The organism is Campylobacter sp. RM12651 (assembly GCF_022369475.1).
Lineage (GTDB): Bacteria > Campylobacterota > Campylobacteria > Campylobacterales > Campylobacteraceae > Campylobacter_E.
This window is the reverse complement of sequence record NZ_CP059600.1, coordinates 479,298-499,473: the sequence shown is the minus strand read 5'-3', so window position 1 is coordinate 499,473 and position 20,176 is coordinate 479,298. Positions and strand designations below refer to the sequence as shown.

At 29.7% G+C, this 20,176-nt stretch carries 11 protein-coding genes; 3 read left to right on the top strand and 8 right to left on the bottom strand.

Annotation, left to right across the window (positions count from 1 at the left end; translation table 11 throughout):
• The first annotated feature begins 59 nt into the window (after window positions 1-59).
• Together ciaB and topA are read left to right on the top strand one after the other, a co-directional pair.
• Entirely contained in the window at window positions 60-1,802 is a 1,743-nt protein-coding gene (gene ciaB / locus AVBRAN_RS02530; RefSeq protein ID WP_239803475.1) for an invasion protein CiaB, read from the top strand.
• The gene (topA, locus tag AVBRAN_RS02525; protein ID WP_214115779.1) at window positions 1,799-3,886 is read left to right on the top strand and encodes a type I DNA topoisomerase; all 2,088 of its coding nucleotides are present in this window, start codon (window positions 1,799-1,801) and stop codon (window positions 3,884-3,886) included. The genes ciaB and topA overlap by 4 nt, the downstream gene beginning before the upstream one ends.
• 44 nt (window positions 3,887-3,930) lie before the next feature.
• Here topA and AVBRAN_RS02520 read toward each other — a convergent pair whose 3' ends face one another.
• Together AVBRAN_RS02520 and AVBRAN_RS02515 are read right to left on the bottom strand one after the other, a co-directional pair.
• Window positions 3,931-4,512, bottom strand: coding sequence for a hypothetical protein (locus AVBRAN_RS02520; RefSeq protein ID WP_214119872.1), 582 nt, complete (start codon window positions 4,510-4,512; stop codon window positions 3,931-3,933).
• Window position 4,513: 1 nt separating this feature from the next.
• Window positions 4,514-6,907, bottom strand: a complete 2,394-nt coding sequence (locus AVBRAN_RS02515; RefSeq protein ID WP_239803474.1) for a molybdopterin-dependent oxidoreductase — start codon at window positions 6,905-6,907, stop codon at window positions 4,514-4,516.
• A 436-nt stretch (window positions 6,908-7,343) separates the two neighbouring features.
• On the opposite strand from AVBRAN_RS02515, the gene AVBRAN_RS02510 reads away from it, so the two are divergent.
• A complete protein-coding gene (locus tag AVBRAN_RS02510; protein ID WP_239803473.1) occupies window positions 7,344-15,422 on the top strand; it encodes a hypothetical protein in 8,079 nt (2,692 codons plus the stop codon).
• 273 nt (window positions 15,423-15,695) lie between these two features.
• Here the strand turns inward: AVBRAN_RS02510 and ychF are convergent, their stop codons facing one another.
• From ychF to AVBRAN_RS02480, 6 genes are read right to left on the bottom strand one after another with little or no spacing between them, the layout of a single operon-like run.
• Entirely contained in the window at window positions 15,696-16,799 is a 1,104-nt protein-coding gene (gene ychF, locus AVBRAN_RS02505) for a redox-regulated ATPase YchF (RefSeq protein WP_214119875.1), read from the bottom strand.
• On the bottom strand, window positions 16,796-18,208 hold the full coding sequence (locus tag AVBRAN_RS02500; RefSeq protein WP_239803472.1) for a leucyl aminopeptidase: 1,413 nt from the start codon (window positions 18,206-18,208) through the stop codon (window positions 16,796-16,798). Before AVBRAN_RS02500 ends, ychF begins: the two co-directional genes overlap by 4 nt.
• The gene (locus tag AVBRAN_RS02495) at window positions 18,192-18,842 is read right to left on the bottom strand and encodes a DedA family protein (RefSeq protein ID WP_239803471.1); all 651 of its coding nucleotides are present in this window, start codon (window positions 18,840-18,842) and stop codon (window positions 18,192-18,194) included. The genes AVBRAN_RS02500 and AVBRAN_RS02495 overlap by 17 nt, the downstream gene beginning before the upstream one ends.
• Before the next feature lie 2 nt (window positions 18,843-18,844).
• Window positions 18,845-19,378: an adenine phosphoribosyltransferase gene (gene apt / locus AVBRAN_RS02490; RefSeq protein ID WP_214115785.1), complete on the bottom strand. Its 534-nt coding sequence runs from the start codon at window positions 19,376-19,378 to the stop codon at window positions 18,845-18,847.
• A gap of 8 nt (window positions 19,379-19,386) precedes the next feature.
• Window positions 19,387-19,719: a hypothetical protein gene (locus tag AVBRAN_RS02485; RefSeq protein WP_214115786.1), complete on the bottom strand. Its 333-nt coding sequence runs from the start codon at window positions 19,717-19,719 to the stop codon at window positions 19,387-19,389.
• Entirely contained in the window at window positions 19,720-20,160 is a 441-nt protein-coding gene (locus AVBRAN_RS02480; protein WP_214119885.1) for an RpiB/LacA/LacB family sugar-phosphate isomerase, read from the bottom strand.
• Window positions 20,161-20,176 lie beyond the last annotated feature (16 nt).

Genomic DNA, 20,176 nt, shown 5'->3' with positions numbered 1-20,176 from the left:
TAGCAAAGTGTGTTCCATATTTAAATATTTTTTGGCAAAATGCGAAAAAAGGAGCAAAAATGTTAGGAAAAATCATAAAAGAGCACGAAGAAGAATTATTCTCATTATACAAATTAAACTCATCAAGCAATCACGATTTAGCAAGACTTATCAATAATGATTTAAAAGAACTTGGCTTAGAGATAAATGATATGAATTTCAATTCATATTTATTAAGAATTATTGAGCTAAATACTACAAATTATGAAAATACTTGCAAAAAAAATAATATAAACTTAGCAAAAGCAAAGGATTTAGCATATAAAAGAGTAAAAGAATTTTACGAGCAAAGACATATAAAAATCATTGAAAAATTAAGCCCTTGTTTAGATAAATTTTATGTAGATTTATTAAAACTAGTGCATAAAATCGGTCTTGTTTTTAATAGTATTCAGCCTAAATGGGATAAGGCAATTGAAAAAAATAATGAATTTTTTAAAAGTTTAGAAAATCCTTATGAGTTTATAAAAAATAATAAGCTTTATTATCTTGATGAAAATGATGAAATAGCTACTAGGATTTATGCAATAGCAATTAATTTGGATACTAAACCAGAGCTTTTACCATATTCTTTATATTTTGAAGAAGAATTTAAAAAGATTGATGAATACTTTAATGAGTTTTTTAAATTAAATCATAAAAATGAAGCATATATAAAATATCTTAAAGCCTTGCAAAATGCTTTAATGAGTAAAGAGCTTAGCCTAAAGCCTTGGCAAAATGCTGAAATAGCTTGGATGGGGGCAAAAGACTTCATTCAAGTTGGGCATTTTTTAGAATATTACGAAGACGCATTTACTCATTCAGTAGCACTTGAGTGGGATATTAGAATTGATGATAATTATGATTTTAATAGTGAAAGTTTTGTTAATAAGATGAAAAATAGCTTAAATAAAGCTTATAAAAACGCTAATATAACTAATCAAAACGCATTAAATCTAAGCCTAGCTAATTTAGACAAAATTGAGCTTCATATTAGCAAACCTATACTTTATTATGGAGCAGAATTAAATGGCTTATTTTCAGCTCAAGTTGTGCCAAATGATGAATTTGTATCAGCAAATTATGGCAAAAAAATATTTGCATTTTTAGATTTTGTCTATAAAAAAACAAAATCAAAACCAAGAACAATGCTAAATCAAAAAGTATTTGATAAAGCCTTTAACGACTACAATAAAAGCGTATTAAATGATGAGTTTTTATGGAAAAAGATTTATGAGATTAGCACCATTGGACACGAAGCAGGACATATTTTCTTTATAGGTAGCGATACAGAAAGCTTAATGAATACTAATGGAGTATTTAAAAATATTGAAGAATTTAAAGCAAGTGCTGGTGGGATATATGATTTTTGCAATCATTTTGATGAAAAATACAAAAAGGCCTTATTAGCAAATATAACAAGTAGAGCAGTATCTTTAATGGCTTATAAAAGCACTAAAGAAATAGAGCCTTATTATTGTGAGGGTTTGATATTTTTAGCAATATTATTTAAAAGCAAGGTTTTAAGCTTTTCAAATGATACTTTATTAAGTGTTGATTTAGAAAAATTTGAAGATTTTCAAAAGGAATTTTTAAATGTATATAACGAACTTGCAAAAACTTATCTTAAAAAAGAAAATGCAAATAATTTTTTAAAAGATTATGCAGTGTTAAAGGATTTAGAATACATTAGCACAAATAAAGATTTAGTAAAACTTGGCGATGAATATAGAAAATTATATGATGAATTTGCCAATGTTTTAATCAAGGAGAACGAATGAGTAATACCCTAATAATAGTAGAATCACCAAGCAAAGCTAAAACAATTTCAAGATTTGTAGGTAGTGAATATAGCGTAATTGCGTCTAAAGGTCATATTAGGGATTTGCCTAAAAATAAATTAGGAATTGATATAGAAGATGGACATTTTAAACCTAATTATGAAATCAGTAAAACTCACTCAAGCATAGTAAAAGAATTAAAAAGCCTTAGCAAAGGTGCTAAAGTCTTACTAGCAACCGATGAAGATAGAGAAGGAGAAGCAATTGCATATCATCTAGCAAATATCTTAGGCGGAGATGTTTTAGGCTATGATAGAATAGTTTTTCACGAAATTACAAAAGACGCTATTTTAAACGCTATTAAACACCCAAGAAAAATAGATTTAAATAGCGTAAATGCTCAACAAGCTAGGCGTATGCTAGATAGAATTGTAGGCTTTAAATTAAGTGGCTTATTATCAAGCAAGGTAGCAAGCAAACTTAGTGCTGGTAGGGTTCAAAGTGCGGCTTTAAGATTAATTATCTTAAAAGAGCGAGAAATAAGAAATTTCGTAAGCATTGAGTATTATGAGCTTGATACTAAGTTTAAAACAGATTTAGAAGTAGAATTAATAGAATTTGATAACAAGAAATTATCAAAAACAAGCATTACTGAAAAAGCCTTAGCCGAAGAAATCCTAAAACACATTAAAAGCTCGGATTTTATCGTAGATGAAATCAGTATAAAAGAGCGTAAAGATAGTCCAAAACCACCTTTTATGACTTCTACTTTACAACAAGCTGCTAGTTCTAAATTAGGTTTTTCTCCTAAAAAAACTATGATGTTAGCACAGACTTTATATGAAGGCGTTCAAACTCACGCAGGATTTATGGGTGCAATTACTTATATGAGAACTGATAGCTTAAACTTAAGCGAAGAAGCAATAAAATCAGCAAGAGAGCAAATCGCAAAAGACTATGGCAAAGAATATTTACCGACTAAAGCAAGAGTTTATGAGACTAAAAGCAAAGGCGCTCAAGAAGCTCACGAAGCTATTCGTGTAACTAATGTTAGCTTTACTCCTGAAATTGCTAAAGAGTATTTAAAGGCTGATGAATATAAATTGTATAAATTAATTTATGATAGATTTTTAATGACCCAAATGGCTGATGCAAAGATAGAAAACAATACAATTTATATCACAAGTAATAAGGCGAAGTTTAAACTAAGTGGAAGAAGAGTGCTATTTGATGGGCATTTAAGATTGAATGATGATGCTAGTGGAGATAAGATTTTACCTGCTTTAAATAAAGGCGATAAAATGACTTTACAAAGCTCAAAAATAAAGACCTTACACACAGAGCCACCTGCAAGATACAACGAAGCAAGTCTTATTAAGCAACTTGAAGAATTAGGCATAGGTCGTCCTAGCACTTACGCACCTACAACAAGCCTTTTAATTGATAGAGATTATGTGAAGTTAGAGAAAAAACAACTAATCCCTACAGAAAAAGGCGAAAAAATCATAGAATTTTTAGAAGAACATTTTATGCAAATAGTAGATGCGAAATTTACTAGCAATATGGAAGAGCGTTTAGATGAGATTGCAACTCATGGGCGTGATTTAGATGAAGTTTTAAATGAATTTTATGAGCCATTTATCACTAAAATCAACGATGGAAAAACAAGTATTCAAAGTCAAAAACAAGTAGAAAAACTAGGAGAAAATTGCCCTGATTGTGGTAAAGAATTGCTAATTCGTGAAGGCAAATTCGGTAAATTCGTAGCTTGTAGTGGTTATCCAAAATGCAAATATTCAAGGAATTTAAACGATACAAAAACCGAAAACAAAGAAGAAAAACCTAAAAAAGAATTAGTAAAACTAGATGTCCCTTGCCCTAAATGTGGTAGCGATTTGGTGCAAAGATTTTCTAAAAGGGGTGCATTTTATGGGTGCAGTTCTTATCCTAAATGTAATTTCATTAGCTCATACCCACTAGCTAAAGAAAAATGCGCTAATTGTGGCGGAATAATGATTATAAAAGAACTTAAAAAAGGCACATTTATAGAGTGCTTAGATTGTAAAACAAAAATAGAAAAATAATAAAAGAATTTGTAATTAATCCTAATTACAAATTCTATTTTAATTTACTTAAAAGCTCCATTGCTAGAATGTGCTTGCATATAGCGTAATATTCTATCCTTTTGCTCGTCAGTAATTTTTGCATTCATTTGCATTGCTCCTAAATAAGCGTCCCATTCATCAATTGCGTGTTCGCTTGGAGCGTGTGCTGCGTGACAACTCGTGCAAGAATCATAATAAAACACCTCAACACCTTCAAAAGCAGCGTCTTTATCAGTAGTTAAAGAGCTTGATTTTACCCAAAAGCTCATTTCAGGCTTAGCGTTTTTACTCTCTAAATAGACAAATTCCGCATTTTTATTAAATGCTAATTTATCTCCTACAACTTCTCCACTAATGCTAACCTTAGCTAAATCTCCCTTAGTTTCAATTAGCTTAACCATAGTTCCTTCATAAATCGTTCCGATTTGCTTTTGATTTTCATCTAGCATTGTCGCTTTTTCATCTAAGATAAATCTAATATCTTTAGCAAATTCTTGCTTTTTTGTCTCAACTTTTGCAGGAGTTGGTAAAAATATTTGCTGATAATCAGGCTTATATGCAAAAGCACTTAAAGTAATTAATGATAATCCTATAATTTTTCTCATTTTACGCTCCTATAATTGTTGGTGGTGTTGTGTTTTTATATGGTTTAACAGCTTCATTTTTATCAAGTTTTCTAATCGCTACTAAGCAAGTATTTACGCTTGTTGCTTGTGCCATTTGAGAAGTTGGGCGAGATGAAGTAAGCACATTTACATGACCTTGATTGCATCTTGCATTATCTTTATCATCTTCAGGGTCATACCAAGCACCCTCTTGAATAGCTACAACGCCACTTCTAATATCATCACTTACAAATGCACCAGCTAATAATCTACCACGATTATTATATACTTCTACCACTTCGCCGTGCTTAATACCAAGCTTTTTAGCATCTTCTGTATTAATTACTACAGGCTCACGACCTTGGATTTTGTAAAGCTCTCTTACCCAAGTATTATCAAGTTGAGAATGAATTCTATATCTTGGGTGTGGGCTTAATAAATGGAATGGATATTTTTTGCTTAATTCTTGATTTCCTAAATATTCAGCCGGTTCAAACCAAGTTATATGACCTTTAAAATCAGGTAAATTATAATCAGCAAATTTTTGTGAATAGATTTGGAATTTTCCACTTTCTGTTGCTAATTTATTATTCACTGGGTCTTTTCTAAAATCAGCGTGGCGAACAAATTCATAAGCTTCTTTTGGAATTTCAAAATGAAGTGAGCCTTTCTCCCAAAACTCATCAAATTCCATTTCATTTATACAATCACTCTTCTCATAAAAACTTCTTATCCATTCTAAATGGTCTTTCTTGCCACCACTAAACTTAGCCAATTCTCTTTCGCCAAATCTTTTTGCTAGTTCATAGAAAACATCGTAATCATTGCGGCTTTCATATACAGGCTCGATTACTTTTTTCATAGCATATACCCAATCTTGCGAATATGAACCACCAAAACTTATATCATCACGCTCAAGTGTTGTTGTAGCTGGGATTACTATATCAGCCATTTTTGCCATCGGCGTCCACCAAGGCTCATGAACAACTATTGTTTCAAGTTGTCTTAAAGCATGAATTAATTCATTAGTATTTGGATGATGACCTAAAACACTAGCACCTGCTACATAAAACATTTTAATCTCTGGATATGTAAAGGTTTTGCCTTTAAAATTGATAGTTTTATTTGGATTTAGGATAGCTTCGCTTACACGACTTGCAGGGATATTTATATTTACGCTATTTTTTCCTTGTGGTAATCCAACAGGAAGTAACGCTCCACTAAACGCTCCACCAGCCGAGCAATAATGCATAGAAAAGCCAAATCCACCACCAGGAAGTCCTACTTGACCAATCATACAAGCTAAAGTTATGATAGCCCAGTCAGCTTGTTCGCCGTGATGCGCTCTTTGATTTGCCCAGTTACCTGCTAAAAATGTCCTTTTACTAACAAATAAATCGCATAATTCTTTAATCTTAGTCGCATCAATTCCACAAATCTTAGCCGCCCATTCAGGAGTTTTTTCTACTCCATCAGTTTTACCTAGCAAATATGGTAAAAACTTATCAAATCCATCTGTATATTTAGCTATAAATTCTTTATCGTATTTTCCACTTGTATATAAATAATGGCACATTCCAAGTATCATTGCAACATCGGTATTTGGGACGATTTTTATCCATTCAGCCTTTGTAATTTCTGCTGCTTTTGTGTATTGTGGGTCAATGTTAATAAACTTTATATTACTAGCTGCGTATTTTTTAAGCCAACCATCATTCTCACGATTAGCTACCTTAAAATCTATTTGATTATCCTTGTAAATATCACAACCCCACATTACATAAACTTCGCAGTTTTTAATCATTTGCTCGTAATTTGTTTGCAAACTATAAACTTCTAAATCCCCTGCTATAGCAGTATTTACTTTACCCGCTGCTCCGTTACTATACTCTCCATCAGTGCCTATTGCTCCACCTAAAACGGTGTTAAAAAATCTACCTGCAACTGCGTTACAATTATGAAGTAAGCCAACATGACCCCATCCACCATAACTTGCGTTAAAGATATTTTCAGGTTTTGTAGCTTTAAGCTTTTTATATAATAAATCAAGCACTACATCCCAACTAACACGAACGAAAGGCTCACGACCCCTTAAATCAGGGCGATTTTTACCTTCTAAAAAACTTTTTCTAACACTTGGATATTTTACCCTTGTATCTGAATATGTTCTATCTATGATAGCTTTAGTGATTACGCTTGGGTTTTTATCACTTTCGTGTGGGATAAGATTGATTATTTTTCCTTCGCTATTTACTTCGGCTGTAAATGCACCAAAATGTGTAGCGTGTGGGATTTGCTTGATATCATAAAAATTTGTATCAGCACTCAAAGGACAAGTAATCGCACTAGCTGTAATTGCTGAACCTTTAAGGAATGTTCTTCTTGAAATTGCCATAATTTCTCCTTTTTAAAATATAAAAGAACATTTTATATAGTAAGTATTATCATAAAGTTATAAGGTATTTTTAGTCTTCTTTGAATAATTAGAATTTGAAAATGAAATTCTTAAGAAAAATTATAAAATATATATTTTTATATTTACTAATAAAAATTAATTTATATTTAAGATTTTAAATATTTAATAATAAATATTAAATTTTTATAAATTAATATTTTATCTACTACAACAATATATAAAGCATTTTAAATACAACTAAATTACTATTAGAAAACTTGTAATATTTAAGTATTTTATTGCGAAAAATTTAGCAAAAATTGTTGCAAAATTATCATTTTTTAAGCTTTGTTTTTTCAATTTATAAATATAATACCTTGATTTATATCAATTTTTTAGCATTAATAAAAATCAAGCAACTTTTTAAGGATTTCATATGAATAAGACCATAAGAATGTCATTACTAGCATTTACGATAATTAGTTCAGTTCAAGCAGCGACTTTTAGTGGAAATAGCTTAACAATAGAAAAAACAAACGATATATACAGCAGTTTAAATCAAACAGATATAAAAACAATTAATTTTAAAAACGAAGCAAATGCAAATAATACTACTTTTACTATGAGTGGTGGTGGAGATTTTCACCCTTTAGATAGTTTTAATGGAACTTTTTTAAATTTCATAATTAATAGCCAAGGTGGTCAACATGCTAATAATAGAGAGCAAAGAAGCACCTTATGGATGGATAAAACTAGTTCTATGACAGTTAAAAATGATTTAACTGTAAATGGAGATATTAACAATGCAGGTAGAATAGAAGCAACAGAACTTAGTAGTAAAGATGGTATCTATATGCAAAATAAAAATGCAATATTACTTGTAGAAGGTAATCTAATAGGTAATGATACTTATTTAGTAAATGATAGCAATGCAACATTTACTGTAAAAGGTAATACAAGTTTAAATAATACATTCTTACACAATAAATTAGGGACTATAACACTAAATATTGTAGAAGGTAATGGAGCTACAAATTCCAAAGTACAAAATGGTTCTGGTACAATAATTGCTAACACTATTTCATCTACTACTGTTAACGGCAAAGGTGGAACTATCACTGCTGAAAATATAAATAATAATTCCATCATCAATAGCGAAAACAGTGTAACTATTAATGTTACAAATGAAATTAATGGCTCAGAAGTTAATGGCAAAGGTGGAACTATTACTGCTAATAATATAAAAAATAATTCAACTATAAATAGCGAAACTAATGGGACTATTAAAGTTACAAATGAAATTAATGGCTCAACAATCAATGGTAATGGTGGGAATTTAACTGCGGGAAATATCACAAATAAATCTACAATTAATAGTAAAGGTGCAAATATAACTGCTGATAATATTACTGCTAATTCAATTATAAATAGTGAAAGTGGTGGGAATTTAAGTGTTACAAATAATATTGACAATTCAACTATTAAAAATAATGGTGGGACTATTGATGTTAAAAATGATGTAGTAGGTTCTACAATTGATGGAACTAGCGGGACTTTAAAGGTAACAAACAATATAGATAGCTCAACTATCAATAGCAATGGTGCTAAAATTGAAGTTACTAAAAATGTTACAAATAACTCAATTATTAATAGTAATACAGATGGTAATTTAACTATATCAGGCGATGTTCTAGGCTCAACTATTAATAGTAATGCTAATGGAAAATTAAGCGTTAATAATGTTAAAGATAAATCAACCATAAATAGCAAAGGTGGGACTTTAACTGCAAATGAAGTTAGTAATTCAACTATTACAAGTGATAGTGGGACTTTAAATATTAATGGCAATACAAGTGGCAATACTATTACTCATAATGGTGGGAGTGTAATATTAGGCGACGCAACTAATGCAACTACCGGCACTAATAATACGATTAATATCAATTCAGCTGGCTTTAATATAAATTCTAATTTACTAAATGGCACGATAAATACAAAAGATAATAATGCTGCTACTTTTACTAAAGATAATACAACCATAACAGGCACTACAATCGTTGGAACTAGCAAAAACGCTGTTAATATAATAGGCGGTCAAAATAAAACTCTAAACCTTGTAAATGTTACTGCGAGTAATTCTGATATAGGACAAGAAAAAGGTAGCACAACAGGTGGGATTAATATCAAAGGTGGTAAATATACTGATGTTAATATAGGAACAACTGGTGGCACTTCAACACACGCTATACAAAAACTAACTATCACAGATAATGCAAATATAAATGGGGATAGAATAAACGCTGATAATCTTACAATAAATAATAGTTCTGTAAGCACTACCGGAAATATTAGCACAAATAAAGATATTAAAATTGATGGTTCAAATGTTGATTTTAAACACATAGTTGTGGGTAAGCCAAATTCAACTATTGATATTACTAATTCAAATATTACTTCAAACAACACTACAGATGGTGGTATTTGGTCTACTCAAAGTGGAAATAAAATAAATATAACCAATTCTAAGCTAGATTTAGTAACCTTAAAAAGTGGTAGCGATATAACAATTAAGGATAATAAAACCGATAAAGCCTTAATGTCAAAAACAGAAGTAACATCAACTCAAGGCGGTGTAACTTTAGATAATACAGATAGTAATGCAAAGAACATAAATGGTAAAAATATCAATATTACTAACAATTCAAATATACTTTCTGGAACACTTAAAGCTAATGAAAATGTAAATATTAACAATAACTCAAATATCCAATCGGGTAAAATAACAGCTGAAGGTGGAGATATTACGCTAGATAATTCAAACACAAGCGAAAACGCTAATTTAGAAAGTAAGTTTAATAATGTTACTTATAAAGGCAAGTCTAATATACAAGGCAATACCATAGCAGGAGCTGATATTATCATTGAAAATGGTGCAAATGTAAGCAAAGGAACTCACACAGCTACTAATATTAAATTAAATAAAGATGGAAATATAAGTGGCTCATCAGAGCTAAATGCTACAAATCAAGCCGACATTGGTGGCAATGTAAGTGGTGGTAAAATCACTGCAAATAACACTATAAACATTAATTCTGGTGGTAATGTAAGTAGCGGAGAATTAAATGCAAATGATATATATGTTAAATCAGGTAGCAATGTAAATGGTGGAGTATTTACTGGCACAAATTCTATTAATATTGGAGAATTAGGTAAAGACAAAACTAATGTTAGTGGTGGAGAATTTACAAGTAATTATTTTAAATCTACTAATGCAAGTGTTAGTGGTGCAAATATCAATACAGACGGAGCTTATTTTCAAAACTCAACTTATAATGGAAATAGTTTCAAATCAACTGGCAATGTAATTATAGATAACAATAGCGAAATTAATTCAGCTCTTGATATAGGTGGCAATGCAACAATATCTTATGGAAGTAAGCTTAATGCAGATATTACAAATGTTAAAGACATTACTATTAGCGACAAAGATACAACAATCAATGCCAATATAAATGCAAGTGGATTTGTAGATATATCAAATTATGCTACCTTGAATGCAGATAAAACAATCAAAGCAAATGGTGCAAGAATAGCAACTGCAAATATAAAAGGTATTTTAGATATAGATGATAGCGTGGATTTATTAAATGCAAATGTAGAAAAAACTGCAAAAATTAAGGCAAATAATAAAATCCAAGCATATTGGGGGACTATAAACGGAGAATTAGAATCTAAAAATAGTGATATTGTATTAGGATACGGAGCTAAATCAGATGAAAATGCTAAGTTTATAACAAATAGTGGAAGTGTTATTTTAAGTAATAAAATACTAGATAGCAAATACCCTGCACCTGGCACTCAAGAAACCGATATAAAAGGGACAATTAATGCTAATAAATTGCTTGTAAAAGATGGTGCTACATTAAATGCTAATTCTACAATAACTACTACAGCAGAATTTGAAAGCAAAGCTATTTTAGGAGAAAGTGGTGTTGTAAATGCTAATAGCGTCACTTTAAATGATAGTAGCACTAAAACAAACTCACAAATTAATGCTACTGATATAAAAGTAAATAATGGCTCAACTATACAAGGTGGCTTACAAGCTAAAGATATAACGATTGATAATTCAACAACAGAAAATGCTACCATAAATGCTAATACAATAACCTTACAAAACAAAAGCGTAATCAACGAAGGCACAAAGCTTAGCACAAATACTAATGGTGGTAAAATCATAATAGATGGAAAAGATACAAAAGTATTAGCGTCAATTGAAGATACTGATAATTTAGAAGTAAGAAATCAAGCTACACTTAGTGGTAATGTAAATATCAAAAGCACTACTACTATAAAAGACGCTATTTTATCGGGAAATCTAACTTCTAATGAAGTTAATTTCATTAATTCTAAATTAGATAATTCACAAGAAACTACAATCAAAGCTAATAAAACATTATTACAATTAGCTCAAGATATGCTTTTAGAAAAATTAAACATTCAAAATAAAGATGCTAATAAAAATAATGATGTTAGAATTGATGGGAATTTAAAAATTGCTAATTCTAAGATTAGTAATTCTAATATAAATGCAGCAAGTGTAGATGATACATTAAGTCTTAAAAATGTAGATTTAACTAATGCAAATATAGGTAATGATACTAGCAAACGCTTAAATGATTTAACTTTAGATGATGTTAAATTTACTGGAGATACTATCAGTGCTAAAAATACTAATATCTTAAATACAAAAGATGCTAAAGGAATTAATGCTGATTTAATTAAAGCTGATGAGAAATTAAGCATTACAAATTCTAAAAATATAAAAACAAATACTCTAAATGCAAAAAATACTGATATAAGTTCATCTAGCGTAACTTTAAATAATGGTAATTCTAGTGATTTTTCAGCTACTAAACAATCAGTTGTAAATGTTTTAGGAGAATTATTTACAAATAAAGCCTTAATAGATTGCTCTACTACTAATAATGGTTTAATTAAAGGAACTAATTTAGTTACCGTGCAAAATGGTTCTATTGTTAATTCAAATATTAATAGTAGCGGTAGAGTAGATATAATAGGTGGTGGCTCTTGTGCTAATAACACAACTACTACAATTAATAAAGCAATAGAAACTAATGAATTAGTAGCTAGAAGAGGTGCATTGATTAATGCAGATAGTAATTTTAACAATGCTACAATTGATAACGCTACTATAAAAGGAAATTTAACTAGCAAAAATCCTAGTGGAACGCTACTAATTGCAAATGGGGCTGAAGTTGCTGGCGGAAATATTGATGTAGCAGGTAATATAATCTTAAGCAATGACGCTCAAAATCTAGGAGTGCATGATGGAATTAGTCCAGAACCACCTGCAGCTAATAAAAAAACTACCATTAACTCTACTATAAAAAATGCTAATGATATTACTTTAGGAAAAGATACAACGATAAATGCAGATATTAATAAAGCTAATAATATTACAGCTACAAATGCTACATTGAACTCAAGCAATGTAAATGCTAATAATCTTAATGCTAATAATTCTCAAATAGGTAAAGATGATAAGAGTTCTAATATTATCTTGCAAGGAATGGCAAATATAGCAAATAGCGTAATTGATGCGACAATTAATGCTATAAAAGATATTATTGTAACTTCAGATGATAAGAATAATCCAAGCAAGATTAATTCTAAACTAACTTCAAAAGAAAATATCACAATCAAAGGAAGCGAGCCTACGCAAGTTAATGCTGATTTAAAAGCAGATAAAAATATCAATGTAACTAATGCAACTATAAAAGATAATACGAATTTAAATGCAAATAATGATATTAATTTAAACAACACTAAATCAAATAATATTAAAGCTACTTCAAATTCTGGGAATATTACTATTAGTGGTGGGGAGTTTAAAGGAAAAGACGCAATAATCACTGCAAATAATGGAAAAACCACATTAACTAATAATGCTAAAGTTTGCTCTAGCATTGATACTAAGGATTTGGATTTAAATAACAAAGCTAGTATTTGTAGCGATGATACAACTCCTGTTACAATCACTAGCACAGGCTTAAGCAATATTGATGGTAAAAATGGTGTTAATATAGGCAAAAATGTTACATTTAATGCGAATAATTTGGATATTAAAAATATTGATGATAAGTCTAAATTAGACGCTAAATTAAATGCTAGTGGGGAATTTAAAGTAAGTAATTCAACTTTAAAAAATGATATAAGCGTTAAAGGAAATAAAGCTTGTTTTAAACCAGATAGCACGACAACTCTTAAAGGAAAAGTAGAAGTAGATTGCCTAGATTCTAATCAAACTACATTTGATGGCGAAGTTATAGCTAAGAATGTAAAAGATAATGGCTCACAATTTAACAATAAAACTACAATAGATGGTGGGACAAATAATTTAAATAATTCAACATTTAATGATGATTTAACACTAAAAGGCGAAGGCAATACTAAATTAAGCAATGCTTCTATGAAAGATTTAGTAAATGAAGCTATTAAAGTGGTATTAGATAATATTAAATCATTTAATAATATTACAAATCAAAAAGGCGGAGATTTAAGCATTAATAATACTGATAAAATCGCTGGAACAAGTATTAAAAATAATGGAAATAAATCTAAATTAGACTTTAATAATATAGGCGAATTAGCAACCAAAATTACAAATGATGATGGCGGTATTTTAAGTCTTACAAATGTTAAAAATGTAAGCGAAGATATTACAAATAATTCAGAATTGAATGTAAATAATTCTATTATTAATGCTGCTATTAAATATGACAATAATAAGTGTGGGACATTAAACACTAGCAATGGAATTTACAATAACAATGTAGAACAATGCAATATAAATGCGAACTTAAATAATACCTTTAATAAAGATATTTTAGTGCATAATCATTCAGAGATTTCAGGTAATTTCACTGCAAACACATTTAAAACAAATACGCTAAATGCTGATAATGCCTTTATAGAAATTACAGGAACTAAACCTATATCAAGCATTGATGATTTGGCTACAAATACTTATGATAAGACAAGCGATTTAAAAAATAGCACTTATACAATCAAAAATTCAACAATAAGAGCTACTAATACAAATAGCAATGGTATAGGTGGAATTAGAGCTGATAATTTAATAGTGGATAATTCGCACATTCAAGCACAAGTTGTAACTAATACTCTAAATGCTAATAATTCTAAGTTTTATATTTATGGTGGTGGAATTGATACTAGTTTAGAAGATAAATTCAGTGGTCCTATCATAGTAAATAAAGAAGCTTTAGGAGAAAATAACGAAATCGTTTTATACAATACGAACTTAAGTAAGTTAATAAATACAAGAGTTCCTATTGCTATTGTAAATGGTAAAAAAGAAGATAATGAAAAAGATAAAGCTTACTTTAAAGTAACTTATAAAACCGTTTTAGCTACTTATAATACTAAGGTTTTAAGCTTTGATGAAATAGGTAAAGATGGAGTATGGAGTTTAGGTTTAACAGATAAAGAACCAATAATTAATAAAGATAGCATTAGGTCTAATTTAGAAATAGATAAAGAAGCTTTAAAAGGCTTTGGTAAGGTTAGTGCTGATGATAAGGATTTATTGACTTTAGAATATCTTGACCCAGCTGTTACAAGTGCGATTAAAAACATAATGTATACACCATATTATGTTGCTAGATATTATATTGATGATAATGACTTAAGATTTAATTACTTAAGAAATGATGATAAAAATAAAGGTTTTTGGATAAATTCTGATTATGGTTATTTTGAAACAGATTCAAATAATTTAAAAGGTAGCAGAGTTAATGTCGGAGTAGATAATAAAGTATCTTTAAAAAATCTTGATGTAGCTTATGGTATAAAAGCTTCTAAAGCAAAACTAAAAGCTAATAAAGCATTAAGCACTGATGTTGGAATAACTGGCATTGGACTTTATGCTAGCACGAATTTTAATTCGGGATTTTTCGTTGATTATGACTTAAATTTATTGACTTTAAAAGGTAATTATAAGAGCGATTTAGCGATGATAAATACTACAAGATATGATAATTTATGGCAAGCAAAAGTTAAAGTAGGACAAAGATTTGGCTCTGATTATTATGTAGAACCTAATATTAAATTAATAGCTACTCGCTATCCAAAAGTAAATATTGATGGAGCAGTATTAGGAATTCAAACAGAACAAGCAGCTCAATATACTGCAAAAGCAGTTATTAAAGCTGGTGCTAAAATCAATGATAAAGTAGGTTTAAATACTGAATTTGCTTATATTAAAGACTTAAACGAAAGTCCAAGTAATAGTGCTAATGATGGTATGACTTATTATTTTGAAAGGGTTCAAGATAGAGGATTTGAAATAAAATTCGGAGCTGATTATAAACCTAGCGTTAATACTAACATTAATTTAGATTTTGCTAAGAGCATTACAAATCACTTTAATAATAACTACAATATAAACTTAGGATTTTCTTATAATTTCTAATCTAAAATCAAGCAAGGCTTTTTTAAGTCTTGTTTGATTTATTTTCAATCAACAATATTTTTAACTTATAAAGATTTTTCGCTTTTCTAAATTCTATAAATAAAAAGGATTTTTAAAAGATTAGCAAGACTTTTTTAAGTCTTGTTTGATTTATTTTCAATCAACAATGCTTTTAATATTTTTAACTTATAAAGATTTTTAGTTTTTCTAAATTCTATAAATAAAAAGGATTTTTAAAAGATTAGCAAGACTTTTAAGCCTTGCTAATAAGGTTTATACATTAAATCTAAAGTGCATTATATCGCCGTCAATTACTTCGTAATCTTTACCTTCTAAGCGTAATTTACCTGCTTCTTTAGCTTTTGCTTCGCCACCACAATTTACGAAATCATCATAGCTAATTACTTCAGCCTTGATAAAGCCTTTTTCAAAATCATTATGAATTACACTTGCAGCCTTAGGAGCTTTATAACCTTTATGAATAGTCCAAGACCTAACTTCTTTAACCCCGCAAGTAAAATAAGAAATCAAATTAAGCTTAGCAAAACTTGTCCTAATAATAGCTGCTAAACCGCTTTCATTTACGCCTAATTCTTTTAAAAACTCATTAGCTTCAGCTTCGTCCATTCCAACCAAATCTTCTTCAAGCTTAGCACATAATTTTAAAACACTATGATTTGATTTGGCTGCATATTCACGCACCTTTTTTACATAATCATTATCATCTAATAATTCATCTTCGCTTACATTAACGCCATAAATTACTTCTTTAGCACTAAGTAATCTTAATTCTTTATTTAAAGTTATAAAAGCTTCGCTATCACGATTTGCATATTCACTAGCTAATTTGCCATCTTCAAGGTGTTTTAATAAATCCTGTGCTAATTCAAGGCATTCTTTAGCACCTTTAAGATTTGCTCTTGCTTCTTTGCTAAGTCTATCAAGCTTTTTATTAAGTTGTTCAATATCAGCTAAGATTAATTCAAGATTTATGATTTCTATATCTCTTAACGGGTCAACCCCACCTTCAACATGAGTGATATTCTCATCATCAAAACATCTTACTATATGTAAAATCAAATCAGTTTCACGAATATTTGCTAAGAATTTATTACCTAAACCTTCGCCTTTGCTAGCACCCTTTACAAGACCTGCAATATCTACAAATTCTATCATTGAGTGCATTATTCTTTCAGGATTTACTATATTTGCTAAGACTTTTAATCTCTCATCAGGCACTTCAACAATAGCTTTATTTGGCTCAATGGTGCAAAATGGATAATTTGCTGCTTGAGCGTTTGCTGCCTTTGTTAAAGCATTAAAAGTCGTGCTTTTACCAACATTAGGAAGTCCAACAATACCTACGCTAAGGCTCATTTTGCACTCCTTGCCATTCTAAGTAAGTTTATAATATTCATTCTAACTCCAGCTGCACTTGCTCCATAAGCATTCTCGCCCCACACTTTTTCTACATAAGCAGGTCCAGCAATGTCTAAATGTAGCCATTTGTCTTTATATTCTTTTCTAATAAACTCGCCTAAGAACATTCCTGCACTAATTGCCCCACCATATCTTGAGCTACCTGTATTGCTAACATCAGCTATTTTACTTTTAATAAGCTCTTTAATGTGTGGGTTAAAGTGTAAAACGCAAGTGTATTCGCCACTTCTTTTTGAATTGTTATAAAACTCGTTTTGCAAGTCTTCATTATATCCCATAATACCACTTGTATATTCGCTAAGCCCAACCACACAAGCACCTGTTAAAGTAGCTAAATCTATTAATAAATCAGGCTTTAAATCTTGAGCAAAACTCAAGCAATCTGCTAAAACCAATCTTCCTTCAGCATCAGTATTTCTTACTTCTATACTTACACCTTCTCTTGAAATCAATACATCATCAGGCATATATGATTTTTCGCTTATGCAGTTTTGTGCTGCACCTATAATTCCGTGTATTTCATAAGGTAGTTTTAACATACTAGCTGCTTTTAAAATACCTAAAACAGCAGCCGCACCACTCTTATCAGCTTTCATAGTTAGCATATAATCAGCTGGTTTAAGACTTAGCCCACCTGTATCATATACAAGCCCTTTTCCTACATAAACTATTTTTTTAATAGCGTTTTGTGGTTTGTAAGCTAAGTGGATTAATTTTGCAGGATAACTACTTGCACGATTTACTGCTAAAAATGCGTTCATTCCTTCTTTTTGTAAATAATCATCACTATAAACATTGCATTCTAAATCAAATTCTTTAGCTAATTTTAAAGCGTCTTTTTCAAAACTAAGTTGATTATAAGTGCTTGGAATTTCATTTACTATATTTTTTACATCTTCACAAGCATTTGCTAATACTTTACCTAGCTCAATGCCTTGTTGAATATCATCGTTTTGTTGTGTTTCAAGGCTTATTAATTCTATTTTAGAATTTTTAGGCTCTTTATGATATTTATTAAACTCATATAAAGATGAAATAACAGCATAAATATGAGCATAAGCACTATAAAACTCACAACCAAGATTAATAAATTCAAGGCTAATGCTTTTTATATTTAAGTTCTTAATGCTCTTAATCGCACTACCTAAACTAGCTATAAAACTAGCATAAGTTAATTCATCGTTTAAGCCAACATAAAGCGTTCTTTTAGCTAGGTTGCAAATCGCTCCAACTCCTTTATAATCATTTATTTCAAAAAATTCTTTATCATCAAATCTACTTAAATCTTTGTTTTGTATCAAACAAACTTTAAAATCAGTATTTTTTTCATTAAATACTACTTTCATTTTTTTTACCTTTCTTACTTAATAATTTATTTTCTAAACTTTTAAAAGCATATAAAATTAAGCATAAAAATCCTACAACTAAAATTCCTGCCAAATACCAATGGTCTTTCGCCCAATTAATAATCTCCCATATATGCTCGCCAAAAATATACACTATAAAAATAGTAATAGCAGCCCATACTTGAGCTGAAATAAAATTAATTACCGCAAATTTCTTTGCACTATAATTAGTAAGCCCTATACTCATAGGAATAACGGTTCTAAAGCCATACATATAGCGTTGGATAAATATTATAGGCCAGCCATATTTTTGAAGTAAAATCTGTGCTACTGCAAATTTTCGCCTTTGTGTTTTTAGCTTTTTTCTAATATAGCTTTTTGAGTATCTTCCTATATAAAAATATATCTGATCACCCAAAAATCCCCCACAACCTGCTATAAATGTGATAAGTCCTATATGAATATGCTCTCCGTGAGCTGCAAGTCCTGCTAGTATTAATGCAGTTTCGCCTTCTAGCGTGCACCATAAAAATATAATAATACTAGCAATTACGATTTTATCTCTAAATAAGGAAGTTAAAACCCCCTCAGGATCAGCAAAAAAGGAATTTATAAAATTAATTATCATATCCATTGCTAATCCTTTAAAATGCAATAAATATCATCACAATGCTCTTTTAAAGCTTTATATCCACCGATATTTATATCTATTAAAAAACAACTCTTAATTTCTTTAGCACCTGCTAATTTTAATAATTTCATACAAGCAATGCTAGTGCCACCCGTTGCTAATAAATCATCCATAAAAAGAACTTTTACATCTTTTTTGCCTAAAAATGCGTCCTTTTTCATCTCTATTTTATCTTTGCCGTATTCTAAATCATATTCAATACTTAATAGCTCTCCTGGGAGTTTGTTTTTCTTTCTAATTGGAACAAAAGGGATATTTAAAATAGCTCCTAATGCAGCTGCAAAAATAAAGCCACGACTTTCAGCTCCTACTAAAAAATCAAATTCTTCATCTTTATATTTATCTTTTAAGTGATTTATTAAAACTTGCCAACCTTCTTTATCTGCTAAAAGCGTGGTAATATCTGCAAATACAATTCCTTCTTTTGGGTAGTTTGGGTATCTTTTTATCTTCTCATTTAATAATTTTTCTATATTCATATTAATCCTTATAATAAGCTTTCAATTTTTGCTTCTAATTCTTTGATTTTTGTGTTTAATTTATTATTTTCTAAGCGATATTGAGAATTTCTTGTCCTAAGGCTTGTTAATTCACTTTTTACCTTATCTAATTCTTCATTTAATACATCTATATTTCCTAAAGAGCGTTGAAGTTGTGTTTGTAGCTTTCTCATAACTACTTCTGTATCATCAAAATTAGTTTTTAAAAACTCTTTTGAGGCTCTTTCTTTATTAAGTAATGATTTATAATAATAAGTCATTACTAAAAAATAAATACATATACAAACTAAAGCAGTAATAACCATCCAAATAAATAACATTTATTGCCCTAATTTTTTTACTCTATTTTCGTGTCTTCCACCAAGAAATGGGGTATTTATAAAGGTTATGATTAATTTTTTTGCAAGTTCAAAATCAACAAATCTAGCGCCTAAAGATATAACATTAGCATCATTATGTTCTCTTGCCAATCTTGCATAATCTTCGCAATGACAAAGTGCTGCACGAATATGCTTATGACGATTTGCCGCTATGCTAATTCCTATACCACTTCCACAAATAATAACACCTATTGCATTTGTATCGTTTTTAAGCTCATTTGCTAATTTATTAGCATAATCAGGATAATCCACACTATCATCACTATCACAACCAAGATTTATACATTCGTATTCTTTACTAAAATATTCAATCAAACTAAACTTTAACTTAGTTGCTGCGTGGTCGTTTGCAAAATAAATTCTCATATTTTTCCTTAATATAAAATAATTTTAGTTT

Excerpts from the sequence above, each read along its gene's own strand:
- ciaB (WP_239803475.1), top strand. The coding sequence starts at position 60 with ATGTTAGGAAAAATCATAAAAGAGCACGAAGAAGAATTATTCTCATTA.
- topA (WP_214115779.1), top strand. The coding sequence starts at position 1,799 with ATGAGTAATACCCTAATAATAGTAGAATCACCAAGCAAAGCTAAAACA.
- AVBRAN_RS02520 (WP_214119872.1), bottom strand. The coding sequence starts at position 4,512 with ATGAGAAAAATTATAGGATTATCATTAATTACTTTAAGTGCTTTTGCA.
- AVBRAN_RS02515 (WP_239803474.1), bottom strand. The coding sequence starts at position 6,907 with ATGGCAATTTCAAGAAGAACATTCCTTAAAGGTTCAGCAATTACAGCT.
- AVBRAN_RS02510 (WP_239803473.1), top strand. The coding sequence starts at position 7,344 with ATGAATAAGACCATAAGAATGTCATTACTAGCATTTACGATAATTAGT.
- ychF (WP_214119875.1), bottom strand. The coding sequence starts at position 16,799 with ATGAGCCTTAGCGTAGGTATTGTTGGACTTCCTAATGTTGGTAAAAGC.
- AVBRAN_RS02500 (WP_239803472.1), bottom strand. The coding sequence starts at position 18,208 with ATGAAAGTAGTATTTAATGAAAAAAATACTGATTTTAAAGTTTGTTTG.
- AVBRAN_RS02495 (WP_239803471.1), bottom strand. The coding sequence starts at position 18,842 with ATGGATATGATAATTAATTTTATAAATTCCTTTTTTGCTGATCCTGAG.
- apt (WP_214115785.1), bottom strand. The coding sequence starts at position 19,378 with ATGAATATAGAAAAATTATTAAATGAGAAGATAAAAAGATACCCAAAC.
- AVBRAN_RS02485 (WP_214115786.1), bottom strand. The coding sequence starts at position 19,719 with ATGTTATTTATTTGGATGGTTATTACTGCTTTAGTTTGTATATGTATT.